General features: G+C 68.7%; 12 protein-coding genes and 2 pseudogenes. 12 read left to right on the top strand and 2 right to left on the bottom strand.

What is annotated here, in order from left to right; all coding sequences use genetic code 11:
* A pseudogene (locus tag FHP25_RS38620) lies at positions 1–1300 on the top strand (hypothetical protein); the annotation flags it as partial.
* Positions 1301–1319: 19 nt separating this feature from the next.
* On the opposite strand, the gene FHP25_RS38625 reads toward FHP25_RS38620, so the two are convergent.
* Together FHP25_RS38625 and FHP25_RS38630 are read right to left on the bottom strand one after the other, a co-directional pair.
* Positions 1320–2723 carry an amidase family protein gene (locus tag FHP25_RS38625; RefSeq protein WP_147852341.1) on the bottom strand — a complete coding sequence of 468 codons (1404 nt, stop codon included), beginning with the start codon at positions 2721–2723 and terminating at the stop codon, positions 1320–1322.
* Between the two features lie 13 nt (positions 2724–2736).
* Positions 2737–4515, bottom strand: a complete 1779-nt coding sequence (locus FHP25_RS38630) for an NAD(P)/FAD-dependent oxidoreductase (protein ID WP_147852342.1) — start codon at positions 4513–4515, stop codon at positions 2737–2739.
* Between the two features lie 134 nt (positions 4516–4649).
* Here FHP25_RS38630 and FHP25_RS38635 point away from each other — a divergent pair, with 134 nt between their 5' ends.
* The 11 genes and pseudogenes from FHP25_RS38635 to FHP25_RS38685 all read left to right on the top strand — a co-directional run bounded on the left by FHP25_RS38635 (position 4650) and on the right by FHP25_RS38685 (position 20292).
* Entirely contained in the window at positions 4650–6920 is a 2271-nt protein-coding gene (locus FHP25_RS38635) for a penicillin acylase family protein (RefSeq protein WP_178134109.1), read from the top strand.
* Between the two features lie 21 nt (positions 6921–6941).
* A complete protein-coding gene (locus tag FHP25_RS38640) occupies positions 6942–7715 on the top strand; it encodes a GntR family transcriptional regulator (RefSeq protein WP_147852344.1) in 774 nt (257 codons plus the stop codon).
* A 189-nt stretch (positions 7716–7904) separates the two neighbouring features.
* Positions 7905–9131 carry an aspartate aminotransferase family protein gene (locus FHP25_RS38645; RefSeq protein WP_147852345.1) on the top strand — a complete coding sequence of 409 codons (1227 nt, stop codon included), beginning with the start codon at positions 7905–7907 and terminating at the stop codon, positions 9129–9131.
* A 133-nt stretch (positions 9132–9264) separates the two neighbouring features.
* Positions 9265–10839: an ABC transporter substrate-binding protein gene (locus tag FHP25_RS38650; protein ID WP_147852346.1), complete on the top strand. Its 1575-nt coding sequence runs from the start codon at positions 9265–9267 to the stop codon at positions 10837–10839.
* A gap of 147 nt (positions 10840–10986) precedes the next feature.
* Complete coding sequence (locus FHP25_RS38655; RefSeq protein WP_147852347.1) at positions 10987–11931, top strand: ABC transporter permease; 945 nt, start codon at positions 10987–10989, stop codon at positions 11929–11931.
* Positions 11924–12814: an ABC transporter permease gene (locus tag FHP25_RS38660; protein WP_147852348.1), complete on the top strand. Its 891-nt coding sequence runs from the start codon at positions 11924–11926 to the stop codon at positions 12812–12814. Before FHP25_RS38655 ends, FHP25_RS38660 begins: the two co-directional genes overlap by 8 nt.
* 133 nt (positions 12815–12947) lie before the next feature.
* Positions 12948–13937 (top strand): ABC transporter ATP-binding protein, encoded by a 990-nt coding sequence (locus FHP25_RS38665; protein WP_147852349.1) that lies wholly within the window; start codon positions 12948–12950, stop codon positions 13935–13937.
* A pseudogene (locus tag FHP25_RS38670) lies at positions 13937–14896 on the top strand (ABC transporter ATP-binding protein); the annotation flags it as partial. The gene FHP25_RS38665 and the pseudogene FHP25_RS38670, both read left to right, overlap by 1 nt.
* Positions 14897–15038: 142 nt before the next feature.
* The gene (locus tag FHP25_RS38675; protein ID WP_147852351.1) at positions 15039–16472 is read left to right on the top strand and encodes an amidase; all 1434 of its coding nucleotides are present in this window, start codon (positions 15039–15041) and stop codon (positions 16470–16472) included.
* Between the two features lie 223 nt (positions 16473–16695).
* The gene (locus FHP25_RS38680) at positions 16696–18252 is read left to right on the top strand and encodes an ABC transporter substrate-binding protein (protein WP_147852352.1); all 1557 of its coding nucleotides are present in this window, start codon (positions 16696–16698) and stop codon (positions 18250–18252) included.
* Between the two features lie 360 nt (positions 18253–18612).
* On the top strand, positions 18613–20292 hold the full coding sequence (locus FHP25_RS38685) for a N,N-dimethylformamidase beta subunit family domain-containing protein (protein ID WP_218578953.1): 1680 nt from the start codon (positions 18613–18615) through the stop codon (positions 20290–20292).
* Positions 20293–20720: the final 428 nt, after the last annotated feature.

A 20720-nucleotide genomic window follows, 5' to 3' on the forward strand; every position in this document is an offset into this window, starting at 1 on the left:
TGTGGAGAACATGAGCGGCCAGGACTGGAAGGATGTGGACCTGACGCTGGTGTCGGGGCATCCGGTGGCGTTCCGGCAGGCGCTGTATCAATCCTACTACGTCGACCGCCCCTACGTGCCGGTCGACATTGTTGGCCGGCTGATGCCGAAGACCGACCAGGGCGCAGTGGCAGCCACCGTTCCACCGCCGCCGCCTGCGCCTGCGCCCGCCAGCCGCGCGCGCGACCAGCGCGGCCCCGATGGCAGGGTCATGCCGTATCTCGGCGCGCCGACCGCCGAGGACGAGCTGCGGCGCCAGACCGTCGCCGCGCCGGCCGAGCAGGTCGCGGCGCAGGAGGCGCTGACCCAGGTGTCGTTCCACTTCCCCAACCCGGTGAGCGTGGGCAACGGGTTGACGCTGTCGGTGCCGATCATCAACGGCGAGGCGCCGGTGAAGCGCCAGGCGCTGTTCCAGCCCGAGACGCATCCGCGCCACCCGCTGGCCTCGGTGCGGCTGGAGAACAACGGCAGCACCGGCCTGCCGCCGGGCGTGGTCACGATCTATGAGCGCAATGGCGGCCAGGTCGCCTATGTCGGCGATGCGCGGCTGTCGGCGCTGCCGGTGGGCGAGAACCGGCTGCTGAGCTACGCGCTGGACCAGAAGGTGGTGGTCGAGACCGAGTCGGCGCGCACCGAGACGCTGGTGCGCGGCAGCATCGCGCAGGGCGTGCTGCGCTACGAGGCGATGCAGCGCCAGACGATGATCTATCGGGTGAAGGCGCCGGCCAAGGAGGACCGCCAGCTGCTGGTCGAGACGCCCAGGCTCGACGGCTGGACATTGACCAGGCCCGTCACGCCGAACATCGGCCAGGTCGGGGGCAAGTACCGGATCCCGTTCGATCTGAAGGGCGGCGAGACGCAGACCTTCGAGGTCGTGCAGGAGAAGGTGGTCCAGCAGACGCTGGCGCTGATCGATGGCAGCGAGGACCGCATCGCCTACTTCGCCAAGGCGGCTGCCTTCGACCAGAAGACCCGCGATGCGCTGTCGCGGATCGTGCAGCTCCAGGGCGCGGTGAAGGCGGCGGAGAAGAAGGCGGAGCAGGGCGAGGCGCAGCGCACGCGCATTGCGCAGGAGCAGCAGCGCATCCGTGACAACCTCAAGAGCGTGCCGGCGAACTCCGACCTGCAGCGCCGTTACCTGGCGACGCTCGACCGGCAGGAGACCGAGCTGGAGGCGCTGGCCAAGCAGCGGGCCGACGCCGAGAAGGCCGTCGATGCCGCCCGCGCCGCGCTGCAGGCGTTCATCGCCACGCTGGGCTGAGGAGAACGGCCGGCCGTGCTCAACCGGGCGCGGGCCGGTGCTGTGACCAGGGGCGGGCAGCCTCGAACGCGGCGCTGGCCTGCAGCACGCCCAGATCGTCGAAGCGCGGCGCCACGATCTGCAGGCCGACCGGCAGGTTCCCGGCCGTGAAGCCGCAAGGCACGCTCACGGCCGGGTTGCCGCACCAGTTGAAGGGATAGGAGAACTGGATGTAGCGGAAGAAGCCGGGCTCTTCCGGCCAGTGCGCCGGCTGCAGCAGCGTGGCAGGGAAGGCCGCGACGCTGGCCGTCGGCGTCAGCAGATAGTCCCAGTCCTCGAAGAACTCGTGGATGCGCTGGCAATAGGTGAAGCGCCGGGTGCGCATGTTCATGAACGTCGACAGCTTGACGTTCTCGACCGAGCGCAGCATCGCCGCGAAGCCCGGATCCATGCGGTCTTCCCATTCCGGCAGGAAGCGGGTGTAGCCGGCATAGACCGTGGGCCAGAAGAAGTCGACCAGCTCCACGCCTTCAGGTCCCCAGGACGGCGTCACCTGCTCGACATGGGCGCCCATCGCCTCGAAGACCTTCACGGCGTCGGCCACCAGGGCGGCGACGTCGGGGTCGACCCGCGCATGCCCGAGGTCGGGGCTGAAGGCGATGCGCTTGCCCTTCATGTCGGCCGGCAGCCCGGCGGCGTAGTCCTGCGGCGCGGCCTCCAGCGTGGTGTAGTCCCAGGGATGCGGACCGGCCATCGCCTCCAGCATCAGCGCCGCGTCGGCCACGGTGCGCGTGATCGGGCCCATGTAGGTGGCGAGGTCGTTGTTCGACATCGGCCAGTTGGGGATGCGGCCATGCGTCGGCTTCAGGCCGAAGACGCCGTTGAAATGCGCCGGCAGGCGGATCGAGCCGGCGCCGTCGCCGCCCTGGTGCAGCGGGCCGTAGCCCGCGGCCGCGCCGGCGCCGGCATCCGACGACGAGCCGCCGGCGCTGTAGCCGTGCTTCCAGGGATTGTGTGTGACGCCGCTCACCGGGCTGTTGCTGACGCCCTTCCAGCCGAACTCGGGCGTCGTCGTCTTGCCCAGCATGATGCAGCCCGCGTCGTGCAGGCGCGCGACACAGGGCGCATCGACGTCGGGCACCGTGCCCTTGAAGATGTTGCTGCCGAAATCGGTCTGCACGCCCTTGGTCTGCTGCAGGTCCTTGATGGTGACGGGGATGCCTTCGAGCTTGCGCGCCTCGCCGCGCAGCAGCGCCGCCTCGGCCGTCCTCGCCCGCGCCCGCGCATGCTCGGCGGTCAGCCGCGCCATCGCGTTCAACGCCGGCTCCGACCGCTCGATGTGCCGCAGGACGGCGTCGACGACCTCGACCGGCGAGATCTCCTTCTTGCGGTACATCGCCGCCAGCGTGCTGGCGGGCAGGTAGCCGATATCGGCGTCGTTCATGCGGTTCTCCTCCTCAGCCGGGGGCGCGATACACCGGCGTCGGCAGGCCTTCCAGCCGCGCCTTGAGCTGCAGCGCGACGTAGCGCGAGTAGTGCCGCGACTGCGCCAGGTTGCCGCCGTGGAACCATAGCGCCTCCTGCGCGGTCGGCTTCCACATGTTGCGCAGCTCGCCTTCCCAGGGGCCGGGATCCTTGTTGGTGCCGGAGCCCAGGCCCCAGCAGGGCCCGACCTTGTCGGCGACCTCGGGCGAGATCAGCTGCGCCGCCCAGCCGTTCATCGAGCCGTAGCCCGTGGCGTAGACGATCAGGTCGGCGGCCAGGGTGGTGCCGTCGCTGAGCACCACCGAATCCGCCGTCAGGCGCTCGATGCTCACGCCGGACTTCAGCTTGATGCGGCCATCGGCGATCAGCGCCGACGCGCCGACATCGATGTAGTAGCCCGAGCCGCGGCGCAGATACATCGGCCCCAGGCCCGATTCGTCCTCGCCGAAGGTGAGCATGAAGCCGGCCTGGCGCAGGCTGTCGTAGAAGGCGGCGTCGGCGTCCTGGATCTTGCGGCAGACCGGGATCTGGAACTGCGGCACCAGCCGGTAGGGGATCGACGCCACGGTGAGGTCGGCCATGTCGGTGGTGATGCCGGACTGCACCGCTTCCTCGGAGTAGAGGCTGCGGCCATGCTGCTGCTGCGATTCGGAGCGCACCACCAGGGTGGGCGAGCGCTGCAGCATGGTGACGTCGGCACCGTATTCCCACAGGTCGGCCGCGATATCGTGCGCCGAGTTGTTCGAGCCCACGACCACGCATCTCTTGCCGGCGAAGGCCTCGCCGCCGGGATGGCGGCTGGAGTGGTGCTGTACGCCCTTGAAGCGGTCGGCGCCGGGGTAGCCCGGCATGTTGGGCACGCCGGACATGCCGGTCGCCAGCACCAGCTGCCTGGGCCGCAGCACGACCCGCTCGCCGGCGCGGTCGACGACCACCGTCCATTCGCCGCGCTCGGCATCGAAGCGCGCCTCGCGGCATTCGGTCGACGGCCAGTAGTTCAGCTCCATCAGCCCGGTATAGGCCTCCAGCCAGTCGCCCATCTGGTCCTTCGGCGTGTAGACCGGCCAGTGGTCGGGGAAGGGCAGGTAGGGCATGTGGTCATACCAGACCGGATCATGCAGGCAGAGCGACTTGTAGCGCTTGCGCCAGGCATCGCCGGGCCGCTCGTTCTTGTCGACGATCAGGGTCGGCACGCCCAGGCGCTTCAGCCGCGCCCCCAGGCCGATGCCGCCCTGGCCGCCGCCGATGATCAGGCAGTAGGGCTGCCGGCTGTAGCCGAGCTCGGCTTCTTCCGTCCGCTTGCGGTCGAGCCAGGTCTCGCGGCCGCGGATGGCGCCGTGCACCGTGCCCAGGGGGCGGGTCGCGCCGCGCTTCTCCTCGAAGCCCTTCAGCTCCTGCAGGGTCGTCAGCACGGTCCAGGCCTTGCCGTCCCTGAGGCGGACATGGCCCTTGCCGCGGCCGAGCGCGGTCTCGAACGTGAACCATGCCTCGACAATGCCGTTGGCGGCGCGTGGCGTGCCCTCGATGGCGAAACCCTGCGGTTTCACCGTCGCCAGCGTCGCGGCCAGCATGTCGCGGATGCCGGCATAACCTTCGACGGTGACGATATTCCACGTGAAGGATACGAGGTCGCGCCAATAGCTGTCGTCGCCGAAGAGGGCGAGGACGGCCGGGATATCCTGGCGCTGCAGGGAGTCGGCAAAACCTGCCAGCCAGCGCGCACTCGGCGCCGTCGCTTCAGAACCACTCATGATATCCTGCTCAACCGATCGCTGGGGCGGGACGGCGCATCGCCGCTGCAGAAGCGGGTTGCGTCAGCCGCATGGACATGGACATATATGATATATTCTTTGATCGGAACCGCATTGGCAAGGAACAAGTGCCCATGACTGCAGACGCTGCCGCCGGCATCGCCGGGGCCGATATCTGGCGCGACGCCTGGGGCATCCCGCACATCAAGGCGCGCGGCCAGGCGGAGGCGTTCGCGGCCCTGGGCTTCGCCCACGCCCAGGACCGGCTGTGGCAGATGGAGGCCCTGCTGCGCCGCGGCATCGGACGCTACGCCGAGTGGACCGGCAAGGCCGCGGTCAACGCCGACATCCTGGCGCGCCGGCTCGACACGGCAGGCGCCTCGCAGCGCGATTTCGCCGCCCTGGGCGCCGAGGCGCGCGCCATGCTCGAAGCCTACGCCAGCGGCGTCAACGCCTTCATCGCGACGGGATATCGCCCGGTCGAGCATCGCCTGCTGGGGGCCGAGCCGATGGCGTGGCAGCCTTGGCACTCCATCGCGGTGATGCGCCAGATCGGCTTCCTGATGGGCTCGGTGTGGTGGAAGCTGTGGCGCGCCGCGGCGCTGCCGATCGTGGGCGCCGAAGCCATCACGCGGCTGCGCTACGAGGATGGCGGCAACGAGCTTCTGTGCCTGCCGCCGGGCCTGGAGACAGGTCCGTACAAGGCGGCGATGGCCGACCTGCGCCCCGGCATCGAGGCGCTGCTGGAGACGGCGGCGATCGATGTCAGCGGCGGCGGCAGCAACAACTGGGCGCTGGCGCCGGAGCGCACCGCGACCGGCCGGCCGCTGCTGGCCGGCGATCCGCACCGGGCGCTGGAGATGCCCAACATGTACGCCCAGGCCCATCTGGCCTGCGACGACTTCGACGTCATCGGCCTGACCGTGCCGGGCGTGCCGGGCTTCCCGCATTTCGGCCACAACGGCGCCGTCGCCTGGTGCGTGACCCATGCCTTCGTCGACATCCACGACCTCTATGTCGAGCGCTTCTCGGACGACGCACGGACCTGCCTGTTCAAGGGCCAGTGGGAGCCGGTGCGGCACCGGCGTGAGCGGATCGCGGTGCGCGGCGAGGCCGACATCGAGGCCGATGTCGTCGAGACGCGCCATGGGCCGGTGATCGCCGGCGATCCGCGCACGGGCACGGCGCTGGCGCTGCGCTCGATGCAGTTCGCCGAGACCGATCGGTCCTTCGACTGCATGATCCCGATGCTGCGGGCCGGGATGGTCGCCACCCTCTACGAGGCCACGCGCGAGTGGGGCCTGATCGACCACAACCTGGTGGCCGGCGATACCGGCGGCCGGATCGGCTATCGCGTGCGCGCCAAGGTGCCGCGCCGCCCGCGCTCGAACGGCTGGCTGCCGGTGCCGGGCTGGACGGGCGAGCATGAATGGGACGGCATCGTGGACTGGCACCGCATGCCGGCGGCGATCGATCCGGCTGGCGGCATCGTGGTCACGGCCAACAACCGCGTTGCGGCCGAAGGCGATGACTATCTGTGCACCGACGCCATGCCGCCGCACCGGGCGCGGCGGATCTGGCAGCGCCTGGCGGCGCTGGCATCGGCGTCGGTCGAGGCCATGGCCGACATCCATCGCGACGTGCAGACCATTCCCGGCGGCGAGCTGCGCGAGCGGTTGCGCACGATGTCGATCGACGAGCCGCAGGCGGCGGCGCTGCAGCGCTGCATCCTGGACTGGGATGGCCGCATGGCGGCCGACTCGATCGGCGCCAGCGCCTATGTCGCCGTGCGGCTGGCGCTGACCCGGCTGGTGGCCGACCGCAGCGGCCTGCGGGCCGTGGCGCAGAGCCCCTATGGCCAGGTGCCGCCGGGCACGGTGGCCGAGAACCAGCTGTGGTGGGCGGTGCCCGGCCTGCTGCGCGCCGACGACTGCACCTTGCTGGGCGGGGCGTCGTGGGACGAGCTGCTGCGCCTGGCGCTGGCACAGGCCGCGGCCGAGAAGATGCAGCCCTGGGGGATCGTGCACCAGCCGCGCTTCACCCATCCGCTGTCGGCGACCTTTCCCGACCATGCCGCCGCGCTCGATCGCGCCTCGGCGCCGGTGGGCGGCGACAACGACACGGTCTTTGCCACCGGTTGTATCGCGGCGATCGGCACGCGCGCGGTCTATGCCTCGCTGTCGCGCTATGTCTTCGATGTCGGCGCCTGGGAGAACTGCCGCTGGGTGGTGTTCCACGGCGCGTCGGGCGAGCCCGACAGCCCGTGGCATATGAACCAGAATGCCGCCTGGGCGAAGGGCGAGATGGTGCCGATGCTCTACGACTGGGCGGCCGTGACGGCAGGCGCCACGCAGCATCGCCATCTATCCTTCCGCAACGGCCACGTGTATGTCTCGCAGTCCTGAGCACGACAAGGGCAAGGAGCCATGATGCTGGCCGGACTGACAGTGAGCAGCCGCGAGAACCTGACCTCGCGGGTCCACGCCCAGCTCCGCGAGGCGTTGATGGCCGGCCGCTTCTGGCCCGGACAGCGGCTGCGCATCCACGAGATCGCCGCCGCGATGGGCGTGAGCCAGACGCCGGTGCGCGAGGCGATCATGCAGCTCGTGCGCGAGGGCGGGCTGGAGATGCGCTCCAGCCACGCCATCACGGTCGCGAAGCTGTCGCTGTCGCGCTACAAGGAGCTGCGCGAGGTGCGCATGCTGCTGGAAGGGCTGGCCACCGAGAAGGCGACGCCGCTGCTGACGGCCGGCGACTTCGCGCGGCTCGAGGAGCTGCACCAGCAGCTGATCGCATCGGAGAAGAGCGGCGATCACGAGGCCGCCAACTTCACCAACTTTCATTTCCACTTCCTGGTCTACCGCGCCTCGCAGATGGTCGACCTGGTCTCGATCCTGGAAAGCATCTGGCTGCGCAACGGGCCGCTGCTGAAGTTCCTGTATCCCCATGCGACGCCGACCTATCCCGGGCCGCACCAGCACGTCACGCTGATGAAGGCGCTGCGCCGCCGCGACGCGGCCGCAGCGCGCCAGGCCATCCAGGACGACATCATCGAAGGCGGCGCGCTCCTGGTGGCGCTGATGGAGAAGATCGAGCGCGGCGAGGTCGAGCTGCTCGACACGCCCGACGGCGGCATGCAGCTGAACTTCCGCACGCCCGCCAAGCGCAAGCGCGCCCCGCTGCGCGAAGCTCAGGCGTAGGGGAGGTTCCGGCGGTGCTGGCGACGGCTGGGACCGCGCCGCTCCAGCGGCGCTCATGATCATGATCCGGCCCTTCGGGCCGGTGCGTCGCTGGAGCGACGCGGTCCCACCCGTCACCAGCAACACCGCGTTGTGTAATAGAGATATATCATATATCTTCCCGCCACTTTCCCGAACGAAGGGCCGATAATGAACGTCCAGGTCGATACGCCAGACCAGAAGCTGCGGGCACGGGCGCAACGCGTGATCCCCGGCGGCATGTACGGCCACATGCGCAGCGCCGGCCTGCCGGCGGGCTATCCGCAGTTCTTCGCCCGCGGCGAGGGCTGCCATCTCTGGGACGTCGACGGCCGGCGTTATGTCGATTTCATGTGCAGCTGGGGCCCGATCGTGCTGGGCCACAAGCATCCGGCGGTGACCGAGGCGGTGCAGCGCCAGATGGCGGCCGGCGACTGCCTGAACGGGCCGTCCGAGCGCATGGTGGAGCTGGCCGAGCGTCTGGTCGGCCTCATACCGCACGCCGACTGGGCGATGTTCGCCAAGAACGGCACCGATGCCACCACCACCTGCGTGACGCTGGCGCGGGCGGCCACCGGCCGGCGCAAGATCCTGGTGGCCAAGGGTGCCTATCACGGCGCGGTGCCGTGGTGCTCGCCCTATCCGCTGGGCGTGACGGCCGAGGACCGCGCCCATCTGCTGACCTTCACCTACAACGACGCGGCCAGCCTGGAGGCCGCCGTGGCGCAGGCGGGGGACGATCTGGCGGCTGTCATCGTCTCGGCTTTCCGGCACGACTACGGCCTCGACCAGGAGCTGCCGGACGCGGCTTTCGCCCGCCGCGCGCGCGAATTGTGCGATGCCAGGGGCGCTGCCCTGATCCTCGATGACGTGCGTGCCGGCTTCCGCCTCACCCTGCGCGGCAGCTGGGATCTGGTCGGCGTGCAGCCCGACCTCAGCGCCTGGAGCAAGGCGATCGCCAACGGCTACGCGCTGGCGGCGGTCACCGGCAATGAACGCTTCCGCGATGCCGCCTCGAAAGTGTTCGTGACGGGCTCGTTCTGGTACAGCGCCGTGTCGATGGCCGCATCGCTGGCCACGATCGACGAGCTGGAGCGCATCGACGGGCCGCGGCGGATGCGCGAGATGGGCCTGCGACTGCGCCAGGGCATCGCCGCCCAGGCGGCGGCAGCGGGCATCGGTGTGCGCCAGAGCGGCCCGCCCCAGATGCCGACCCTGCTGTTCGACAACGATCCGGATTGCGCCAAGGGCGACCGCTTCACGGTCGAGGCGTTGAAGCGCGGCGTCTACCTGCATCCGCGCCACAACATGTTCCTCTCCGCGGCGCATACCGAGGCCGATATTGATTTCGCCCTCGAAGCGACCAAGGAGGCATTCGCCGCGCTCGCGGCGCGGTGAAGCCCGGCATGCCGCAGCCGTGATTAGGGCTGGCATGCCGTTTGAATATATATGATACATCGGCTGGGTGCCTGGCCGGCGGGGGTCGCCGGGCATCCCGGTCACAACGTGCGGAACGACTGAAGGGATCGAGATGGCCTTGTTGGGACGGCGGGATTTCTCGCGTGGTGCGTTGGCGCTGGGCGCGCTTGCCCTGGGGCCGCTGGGCGCAATGCCGGCTCACGCCGAGCCGAAGAAGGGCGGCACGCTGATCTACGCCTCCGTGTCCGGGCCGGGCACGCTCGATCCGCATGTGTCGTCCAGCGCCGTCGAGCTGGAAGTCATCCACAATGTCTTCGAAGGGCTGGTGGCGCTCGACAACCGCAACGCCACCCGGCCGATGCTGGCCTCGAAGGCGACCGCGTCGGCGGATGCCAGGACCTACACCTTCGAGCTGCGCCGCGGCGTGAAGTTCCATACGGGCGAGGAGCTGACCTCGGCCGACGTCAAGGCGTCGCTGGAGCGCTACCAGCGCGTCAGCCCCAATGCCGGCAACCTCGCCGGCATCGAGCGCTACGAGACGCCCGATCCCTACACCTTCATCATCCATCTGAAGGCGCCGAATGTCGTCCTGCTGGACGTGCTGAAGTCGCCGATCTTCCCGTTCATGATCCTGCCGGCGTCGCAGAAGGACAAGCCGGCGCGCGGCATCGACGTGATCGGCACCGGGCCGTTCTCGCTGGGCGAGTGGGTCAAGGACAGCCACCTCGTCATCAAGCGCTTCGACGGCTACGTGCCCGACACCAGCGCCCCGGGCCGCGACGGCTATGCCGGCCGCAAGACCGTCTACGTCGATCAGGTGCGCTACCGCTTCATCCCCGAGGCCACGACCCGCATCGCCGCCCTGCAGACGGGCGAGGTGCAGCTCGCGTCGAGCATCCCCACCGAGCTGCGTGAGCGGATCGAGCAGCGCAAGGAGCTGGCCGTCCGCGAGGTGTTCCCGGTCGGCGGCACCTACGTGATCGTCAACTCGCAGTACGGCCTGACGGCCAATGTGCTGATCCGGCAGGCGATCGCCGCCGCGATCGACATCACCGAGATCACGGACGCGACCGGCGGCGTCAACAAGCCCAATCCGTGGATGTCGTTCCCCAATACGCCGTACTACCTCGGCGAGAGCGCGCCGTCGCCGTGGTACGATGTGAAGAGCCCGGCCAAGGCCAAGGAGCTCCTGAAGAAGGCGGGCTACAAGAACGAGAAGATCATCATCGAGACCAACAGCAACTACCAGTGGATGCGCACGACCATGCTGGTGGTCGCCGAGCAGCTCAAGCGGGCAGGGATGAACGTCGACGTGAAGGTTGTCGACTGGACGACCAACGCCGCCCACATGCAGCAGGGCACCGGCGAGTGGAACCTGTCGACGACGCTGTTCGGTCCCGACCACATCCTGGGACCGCAGCAATGGCGGCCGATGATCTATGCCTTCCCCAGCATCAAGGGCAACGACGCGCTGGACGCCGCCTACAAGGAGTTCTTCGCGGCGCCCGACCTGGAGCAGCGGCGCGCGGCGTGGCTGAAGATCCAGCAGCAGGTGCTGGGCAACGGCTACATGATCAAGATCGCCGACTCCGGCCGCCTCAGCGGCTACTCCAAGAGGCTGATGGGACAGACCGACTATCCCGGCATCCTGCAGCTCTGGGATGTCTGGCTCGATCCGGCGGGCTGAGGCTCCGACATTGGGCTGGGCCAGCGAATTTCCGTCATTCCGAGCGCAGCGAGGAATCTCCTGCGGACGAAGACTCCATTCCCGGGAGATCCCTCGCTTCGCTCGGGATGACGGGCCGCGGCGCGAACGCAGGGGAGGGCGGTACTGATGATCCGTCTCACCCTGCTGAAGCTGCTGCAGGCCGTGCCGGTGATCCTCATCGTCTCGGTCCTGGCCTTCCTGCTGATGAGCCTGCTGCCGGGCGATCCGGCGGTTCTGATCGCCGGCGACCAGGCGACGCCGGAGGCGATCGAGCAGGTGCGGCGCAACCTCGGCCTCGACCGGCCCTTCCTGGAGCAGCTCGGCATCTGGTTCCTGCACCTGCTGCAGGGCCAGTTCGGCTCGTCGCTGATGCTGAACCAGACCGTCCTGTCGGCGATGGCCGAGCGGCTGCCGGTCACCCTGTCGCTGGCCGGCCTGTCGATCGCCATCACCTTGCCGATCGGCATCTTCGCCGGCTCAGTCGCCGCCTACTACCGGCAGAGCTGGGTCGATTCGCTGGTGATGGGCGTGGCGCTGCTGGGAGTCTCGATCCCCGGCTTCTGGATCGCCATCCTGTCGGTGATCGTGTTCAGCGTCATCCTCGGCTGGCTGCCGTCCAGCGGCTATGTGCCGATCGACCAGGGCGCGATCGAGTGGCTGCGGTCCATGATCCTGCCGGCGATCATGCTGTCCCTGTTCCAGATCGGCTTCCTGGCGCGCATGACGCGCTCGGCCATGCTCGACGTGCTGAGCCAGGACTTCATCCGCACGGCGCGCTCCAAGGGATTGAGCGAGTGGGTGACGGTGGGCAAGCACGCCTTCCGCAACGCGCTGATCCTGGTCATCACCACCATGGGCATCCTGGTGTCGACCGCGATCGGCGGCTCGGTGGTGATCGAGCAGGTCTTCGCGCTGCCCGGCATCGGCCGGCTGGTGGTTCAGGGGATCTTGGCCCGCGACTACCCGCTGGTGCAGGGCGTCATGCTGATCTACGGCTTCGCCTTCGTCGCCATCAACCTGGCGGTCGACCTGCTCTACACCGTGGCCGATCCGCGGGTGCGCTATGACTGAGATCGCGCTCGCAACCGGTCCTGCCGGCGGCGCCGTGCTGGCGCCGCGCCGGCGCTTCATCGCGCTGCGGCGGCTGGCGGCGCACCGCTCCTTCCAGATCGGCCTCTGCCTGGTGCTGCTGCTGGCCGTGGCGGCGATCTTCGCGCCAGTCATCACCGGGATCGACCCCTCGGCCATGAAGGTGCGGCTGCGCTTCAAGCCGCCGTCCGAGGCTTTTCCCTTCGGCACCGACAGCTTCGGGCGCGACGTGCTCACGCGCGTGCTCTACGGCGCGCGGGTGTCGCTGTGGATCGGCCTGGTCGTGGCCGTGATGTCGGGCGTATGCGGCGCCGTCATCGGCGTGCTGGCGGCCCAGTTCCGTCGGCTGGACGCGCCGCTGATGCGCCTGATGGACGCGCTGATGTCGTTCCCCGCCATCCTGCTGGCGCTGGGCATCACGGCGGCGCTGGGACCGCGCATGGAGAGCGTGATCATCGCGCTCACCGTGGCCTATGTGCCGGCCGGCGCCCGCATCGTGCGCGCCTCGGCGCTGGTGGTGCGCGAGCTGGACTACGTGCAGGCCGCGCGCATCGCGGGCGCCAGCGATTTGCGGATCATGTTCCGCCACATCCTGCCCAACAGCGTCAGCCCGCTGCTGGTGCAGATGACGTTCGTCTTCGCCTATTCGATCCTGGCCGAGGCGGCGCTCAGCTTCCTGGGCGTGGGCGTGCAGCCGCCGACGGCGAGCTGGGGCAACATCATCGCCGAGGGCCGCGACTACGCCACCGAGGCCTGGTGGGTGATGCTGTTCCCCGGACTGGGCATCAGCCTGGCCGCGCTCGGCCTCAACCTCCTGGGCGACGGCCTGCGCGACGTGCTGGACCCGCGCCTGAAGTCGGGCTGACGATGATGGTTTCTTTCTTTGGACCGCGCGCGTCCACGCGCGCAATCGCTCGCAGCGAAGCGGAGAGCGAAGTGCGGTCGGCGCTGTCGCGCCGATGCGCGCGTGGACGCGCGCGGTCCGAAAGGGCCTGCCCATGACCGCATCCTCCCTGGTCTCGATCGAGGACCTGACGGTCCAGTTCCGCACCGACCGTGGCTGGACGACGGCCATCGAGGGCGTCTCGTTCGACGTCGCGGAAGGCGACTGCGTCGGCGTGGTGGGTGAGTCCGGCAGCGGCAAGAGCGTCACGGCGCTGTCCATGCTGCGCCTGCATGCGCGCGGCACGTCACGTTTCGCGCGCGGCAGCGTGCGCTACGGCGGGCAGGACCTGCTGCGCGCGCCGGAGCGCACGCTGCGCCAGATCCGCGGCCGCGACATCGCCATGGTGTTCCAGGACCCGATGTCGTCCTTGAATCCCGTGCTGACGATCTGCGACCAGATCTCCGAGACGCTGTGCCTGCACCAGGGCGTCAGCCGCGCCGCGGCGCGCCAGCGCGCGATCGAGCTGCTCGACCTGGTGCGCATTCCCGACGCGTCGCGCCGCGTCGATGAATATCCGCATCGCCTCTCCGGCGGCATGCGCCAGCGCGTGATGATCGCGATCGCCATCGCCTGCCGCCCGCGGCTGCTGATCGCCGACGAGCCGACCACGGCGCTGGACGTCACCATCCAGGCCCAGATCCTGGAGCTGCTGCGCGATCTGCGCGCCGAGCTGGGGATGGCCGTGATGCTGATCTCGCACGATCTCGGCGTGATCGCCGAGTTCGCCAGGCGCGTGATCGTGATGTACGCCGGCCGCATCGTCGAGGATGCGCCGGTCGACGTGCTGTTCCGCGCGCCGCGGCACCCCTACACGGAAGGCCTGATGGCGTCGATGCCGGCCCTGGAAGGCGGCGCCGGACGGCTCTATGCCATTCCCGGGCGCATCCCCGATGCCGACGAGCCCATCGCCGGCTGCCGCTTCGGCCCCCGCTGCGCCCATGTCGAGGCGATCTGCCAGGCGGCAGCGCCCGAGCTGGTCGCGATCGGCGCCACGCATCGGGTGCGCTGCACGCCGCGCACCCGCACCTCAGGTACAAGCTGATGGCAGATGACGTGCTGGTCGAGGTGCGCGACCTCGACATGGCTTTCAAGATCAAGGGGCAGCGCGGGCAGCCCACGATGCTGCATGTGCTGCACAAGCTGTCCTTCGATATCGGCCGCGGCGAGACCTTGGGCCTGGTGGGCGAGTCGGGCTCCGGCAAGTCGACGGCCGGGCGCATCCTGGTCGGCCTGTTCGAGCCCACGGGCGGTTCGGTCAAGCTGTTTGGCCGTCCGATCACCGGTCCCGAGCGGCGCGCCAATCTCGCAGCCGTGCGCTCGCGCCTGCAGTTCGTCTTCCAGGACCCGCACGCCGCGCTCAATCCGCGGCTGCGGGTCGGCGATTCGATCGCCGAGCCGATCGACATTGCCGGCACCATGTCGCGCCGCGACCGCAACGACCGCGTCAAGGAGCTGCTCGAGATGGTCGGCCTGCCGCGCGACAGCGCCGAGCGGTTCCCGCACGAATTCTCCGGCGGCCAGCGGCAGCGCATCGTCATCGCGCGGGCGCTGGCCCTGGCGCCGGCCTTCATCGTGTGCGACGAGCCGGTATCGGCCCTGGACGTGTCGATGCAGGCGCAGATCATCAACCTGCTGATGGACCTGCAGGCGCGGTTCGGCCTGAGCTACCTGTTCATCGCGCATGATCTTGCCGTGGTGCGCGCCGTCACCCACCGTGTCGCGGTGATGTACGCCGGCTCGATCGTCGAGGTCGCGCCCAAGGACGTGCTCTACGAGAAGCCGCAGCATCCCTACACCCAGGCGCTGCTCGACGCCGTGCCGCGCCCCGATCCGGCGCGGGTGCGCCCGCAGGTGATCGGCGGCGAGGTGCCCAGCCTGCTGGTGCCGCCGCCGGGTTGCCGCTTCCACACCCGCTGTCCGCACGCCATGCCGCGCTGCCGTGTCGATATCCCGGTGCTGCGCGAGACGGGCGACGGGCGGCAGACGGCCTGTCATCTGTACGAGGGCCCTTCTGTCATCCCGAGCGCAGCGAGGGATCTCCCGCGATCGGCGCACGGTGCGTCATCCGCGGGAGATCCCTCGCTGCGCTCGGGATGACAGAAGGGCGCGCCGCGATCTGTGACGTTTCACTGGGTACCCGTAGATGTCTGATCTGCTCTTCACGCCGGCCACCAAGATCGCAGCCCTGATCCGGCGCAGGAAGCTCTCACCCGTCGAGCATATCGAGGCCGTGCTGGCAGCCGTCGAGCGCCTGCAGCCCAAGCTCAACTGCTTCGTGACCGTGACCGCCGATCAGGCCCGCAAGGCGGCCCGCGAGGCCGAGCAGGCGGTGATGTCGGGGCAGAAGCTCGGGCCGCTCCACGGCGTGGCCGTCAGCATCAAGGATCTGATCCCGACCAAGGGCGTGCGCACCACCTTCGGCTCGGTCGCCTATGCCGACCACGTGCCCGACCGCGACGACACGCTGGTCGCGCGGCTCGCTGCTGCCGGCGCCATCATGATCGGCAAGACGACCACGCCGGAGTTCGGCATCAAGGGCCAGACCGACGCGCCGATCTTCGGGACGACACGCAATCCCTGGGATCTGGAGCGCACGCCAGGCGGCTCGAGCGGCGGGGCCGCCGCTTCTGTGGCGGCCGGCCTCGCGCCGCTGGGGCTGGGCAGCGACGGCGCCGGATCGACCCGCATCCCGGCGGCGTGCTGCGGCCTGGTCGGGCTCAAGGGCACCACCGGCGCGATCCCCTATCAGGAAGCCCGTGATGCCTTCGGCAACGTGGTCGCGGCCGGGCCGCTCACGCGCACCATTGCCGATGCGGCGCTGATGCAGTCGGTGATGGCCGGACCCGATGCGCTGGACCCGTGGACGGCCAACGTGGCGCCTCTGGGCCAGGTGGCGCCGGCCCTGCTGGCGCAGGACCTGTCGGGCTTGCGCATCGGCTATCTCGCCCGTGCCGGCAACAAGGCGGTGGCGGCCGACGTCGCCGCCAATACCCGCGCCGCGCTCGGCGTGCTCGAGGGGCTGGGCGCCGAGGTCGAGGAGGTGACGGCCGATATCGACTGGATGGCGGAAGACCAGCGCGTGCTCTATCTGTGCTCGATCGCCAACAATCTGGGCCCGGTGGTCGACCGCTTCGGCGACCGCACGGATCCCGTGCTGCGGGCCTATGTCGCCACCGGCAAGAAGCACGATGTCGCCGCTTATATCCGCGCCATCAATGCCCGCACGCGGTTGTTCCGCGCCGTGCAGGGCCTGTTCGACACCTACGATTTCCTCGTCTCGCCGACCCTGACGCGCACCGCGCTGGCGGCCGACTTCAACGGCGCGAGCGGCATCGTGGACATCGACGGGACTGCGGTGGGACCGGTGCAGCCGCATTGGACCGGCTTCGTCTATCCGTTCAACCTCACCGGCCATCCGGCGCTGTCGGTGCCGTCGGGATGGGCGAGGGACGGCCTGCCCACCGGTGTCCAGATCATCGGTCCGCGCCATGCCGACGGCAATATCCTGCGGCTGGGCGCCCTGCTCGAGCAGGCGCTCCCTTGGGCCGCACGCATCCCGCCGGTCGCGGCTGCATGAATAGATATCCGTCATGCCAAGCGCAGCGAGGGATCTCCCGCAAAGGCAGGGCATTCGCTTATGCCCCTGCCGTCATCCCGAGCGTAGCGAGGGATCTCCCGCGAATTGCGCACCGTGCGCCTTGCCGCAGGAGATCCCTCGCTACGCTCGGGATGACAGCGAGGTCATAGGCTGCGCTCGGGATGACAGGCTCGAACCCAAGCACGATAGGGAGAAGATGCACATGAAGACGATCGCGACACCGTTTCGACTGTCCCTGCTGGCTCTGCCGATAGCAGCCGGGCTGGCGCTGCCGGCCGACGTGCTGGCGCAACCCAAGCAGGGCGGCACGGTGGTCTATGCCAACCTGTCCGGCCCGGGCACGCTCGACCCGCATGTTGCGGCGAGCCTGGTCGAGCTCGAGATCATCCATCACATCTTCGAGACGCTGGTCGCGATCGACGCCAACTACAACACCAAGCCGTCGCTGGCCGACACCGTGACGACGAGCGACGATGCCAAGACCTTCACGTTCACCTTGCGCAAAGGCGTGAAGTTCCAGAACGGCAAGGAGATGACGTCGGCTGACGTGCTGGCGTCATTCGAGCGCTACAAGCGGATCAGCCCCAACGCCAGCGTGCTGGCCGATGTCGAGCGCTTCGAGACGCCTGATCCCTACACGTTCATCGTGCGCCTGACCAAGACCAATGCGGTCTTCGTCGATGTGCTGAAATCGCCGGTCTATCCCTTCGCGATCATTCCCGCCGAGCAGCGCGACAAGCCGGCACGCGAGCTCGATATCATCGGCACCGGTCCGTTCACCCTGGGTGAATGGGTCAAGGACAGCCACCTCGTGCTCAAGCGCTTCGACGGCTATGTCGCCGACACGCGCTCGCCCGGACCCGACGGCCTCGCCGGCCGGCGCACGGCCTATCTCGACTCGGTGCGCTACAATTTCGTGCCGGAGGCCAATACGCGCGTCGCCGCCGTGCAGTCCGGTGGCGCCGATGTCGTGAGCGACATCCCACCGGATCTTGCCAAGCGCCTCGACGGGCGCCCGGATCTTTCGGTGTTGAAGATCTTCCCGTTCTGCATGCAGGTATACGTCGTCAACACGCAGCAGGGTCCGACCAAGAACCCGCTTGTCCGGCAGGCGATTGCGTCGGTCGTCAACGCCTCCGATACGCTGGAGGCAATGGGTGTGCTGGGACAGGCCACCCACTCGCTGGTGTATGCGAGCAGCCCTTATTACCAGGGCGACGCCATGAAGCCGTACTATAGCCAGAACAATCCGGCGAAGGCCAAGGAGCTGCTGAAGAAGGCGGGCTACGCCGGCGAGAAGATCACGCTGCAGACCAACTCCAACTACGTGACCATGCGCAGCGCCATCCTGGTGCTGTCGGAGCAGATGAAGGCGGCGGGGATGAATGTCGCCGTCGACGTCGTGGACTGGACGACGAACGCCAGCAACATGCAGCGCGGCACCGGCACCTGGAACGTGTCGACCACCGGCTTCTGCTCGAACCCGCTGCTGGGACCGCAGCAGTGGAAGGTCATGTTCTATACCTTCCCGCACGTGCAGGGTGATGGCGTGCTCGACGGTGCCTATGACCGCTTCTACACCTCGCTCGATCCCAAGCTGCGCGTTGCCGCCTGGGCCGACATCGAGAAGCGTGTGCTGGATCAGGCCTACATGATCAAGATCGGCGACACCGGCACCATCCGCGCCTTCAACAACAAGAAGGTCGAGGGATTCACCCCGTACTACCTGCCGCGGTTCTGGAACGTGTCCGTGAAGTAGCAACCTGCCCTCGAAGACTTCACCACAGAGGCACAGCGCAGCCGTTGGCCGCAACCAAATGGCGGAGGAGTGCTTCATGGTGAGCCTGTCGAACCATGAAGCGCCGCACCACTGTCCGTGCGACGCCTTCATGGTTCGACTCGGTGAATGCTTCGCATTCACCTGTGCTCACCATGAAGGCTACAAAAATCACCGCGGCTTGCGAAGATGCTTGAGGTCAGTAGTACAGAGGACGCAGAGAAACACAGAGAACGTTGAGGTGAGGCGAAGGCCGCGATGCCTTCACTCTGTGTTCCTCCCTGTCTCTGTGCCTCTGTGGTTAGTCTTCCCGCTGTCCAGCGCACCACCGAGGACCTGCTGATGTCGACCGAGTCCCGCCGGGCATCAATGCCCGAATACAAGCCGATGAATGTCGTGAAGCGGCATTCTGTGGCGATGCATCCCGGCGATTCCTGGCACCTGGCCCACTGGTACGAGGCGCCGCGCGAGGATCCGGCCGTGCCTGAGGTCTACACCTACACCGACGCGATATCCTACGCCCCGGGAGCCGAGGTCAGCTTCCACACCAGCACAACGGCGGCAAGCTGGACCTTGCAGGTGTGGCGCGATGGTGCAGCGCCGACGCTGGTGCACGAGGCCACGGACGTGCCCGGCCGCTTCGTGCCCATGCCGGCCCAGGCCTGGCGCGACGGCTGCGGCTGGCCGGTCAGCCATCGCTGGCGCTTGCCGGAAGACCTGCCGTCGGGCTTCTACCGCGTCGCCTCGACCTGCACGGCCGAGACGGGCGCGTCGTTCCTGCAGCACCACTTCTTCGTCGTGACGCCGGTCGATCCGGCGCCTCGCGATCGCTTCCTGCTGATCCTGCCGACATCGACCTGGCTGGCCTACAACGACTGGGGCGGCGCCAACGCCTATGACGGCATCGACGGTCCCGACCGCAACCAGTTCTCGCCCGTCTTGAGCATCGAGCGTCCCTGGACGCGCGGCCTCGTGTGGCTGCCGCCCGGGGCACCGCGGCTATGCGATCCGCAGCTGCGACGCGCCTGGGATGCGCCGCGCTATCCCACCAAGGAGTGGGCTTTCACCAACGGCTTCGCGCAGTATTTCGCGTCTGCCGGCTGGGCGCAGTTCGACCGGCATTTCGCGGTGTGGGCCGAGCGATCGGGCTATGCCTTCGACATGATCACGCAGACCGACCTGCACTACCGGCCCGAGATCCTGCAGCGCTACGCCACGGCCGTCATCGTCGGCCACGACGAATACTGGACAGCCCAGATGCGGCATGCCGTCGATGCGTTCGTCGAGGGTGGCGGCAGGCTGGCCCGCTTCGCCGGCAACTACCTGTGGCAGGTCCGACTGGAGGACGATGGCCGGCGGCAGGTCTGCTACAAGGCGCGTGCGCATGCCGAGGATCCGGTGCGTGGCACCGGTGACGCCAAGCTGCTGACCGGGGCCTGGGAGGATCCGGCCATCGGCTGGCCGGGCGCGACGACGATGGGCGTCAACGGCCTGCAGGGCGTCTATGCCTCGTGGGGCGGCCTGGTCCCGCGCAGCAGCCGCGGCTTCACCGTCTACCGTCCAGGCCATTGGGCGTTCGCCGGCACCGAAGCCTCCTACGGCGACGTGATCGGCGGCGAGGCCGGGATCTTCGGCTACGAGGTCGACGGGCTGGACTATACCTTCCGCCGCGGCCTGCCGTATCCCACCGGCGATGACGGCGCGCCGCCATCGATCGAGATCCTGGCGCTGGCGCCGGCTGTGCGGGTCGAGGAGGAGCACCGCGGCGAGGGCTTCCGCTACTATCTTGGCAACGGGCGGGCCAATTCCATGACCAAGCTGGTGCCGCCGGGCACACCCGACGGCGACAAGGATCCGCAGCGCTACGGCTCGGGCGTGATCGTCTCGATGCCGCGCGGTCGTGGCGAGGTGTTCACCGCCGGCAGCTGCGAGTGGGTGATGGGGCTTGCGCGTGGCGATTTCTGCACCCAGCAGATCACCCGCAACGTGCTCGACCGCTTCCTCGGCCGCGCGCCTCGGTGATGCTGGACTACCGCATGCGGGCTTCCGGTCATCCCGAGCGCAGCGAGGGATCTCCTGCGGCAAGGCGCACGGTGCGTTTACTCGCGGGAGATTCCTCGCTGCGCTCGGAGCTTGTGATTTAATCCTTCCCCCGGAGGGCAGGGATTCGCGGGAGCACCGGCGCCGTCTCCTCGCCCCGCGGCAGCGGGGAGAGGAAGGGGCCCATGCCGAAGGCATGGAAGGTGAGGGGTAGGAACGATCGAGCCATGCAGCAAAAGTAGGGACTGATCGCTCGTACCCCTCACCTTCCCATCGCTACGCGATGGGCCCCTCCCTCTCCCCGCTGCCGCGGGGCGAGGGGTACACGGCAGCATATGCGAATGCCCTGCCCCGGAGGGGGAAGGTGCCCCGAAGCTTCCGGTTCCGGCGGTGCGCGCTGCTTGAGCTTC

It is taken from the genome of Vineibacter terrae (assembly GCF_008039615.1).
Taxonomy (GTDB): Bacteria; Pseudomonadota; Alphaproteobacteria; order Reyranellales; family Reyranellaceae; genus Vineibacter; species Vineibacter terrae.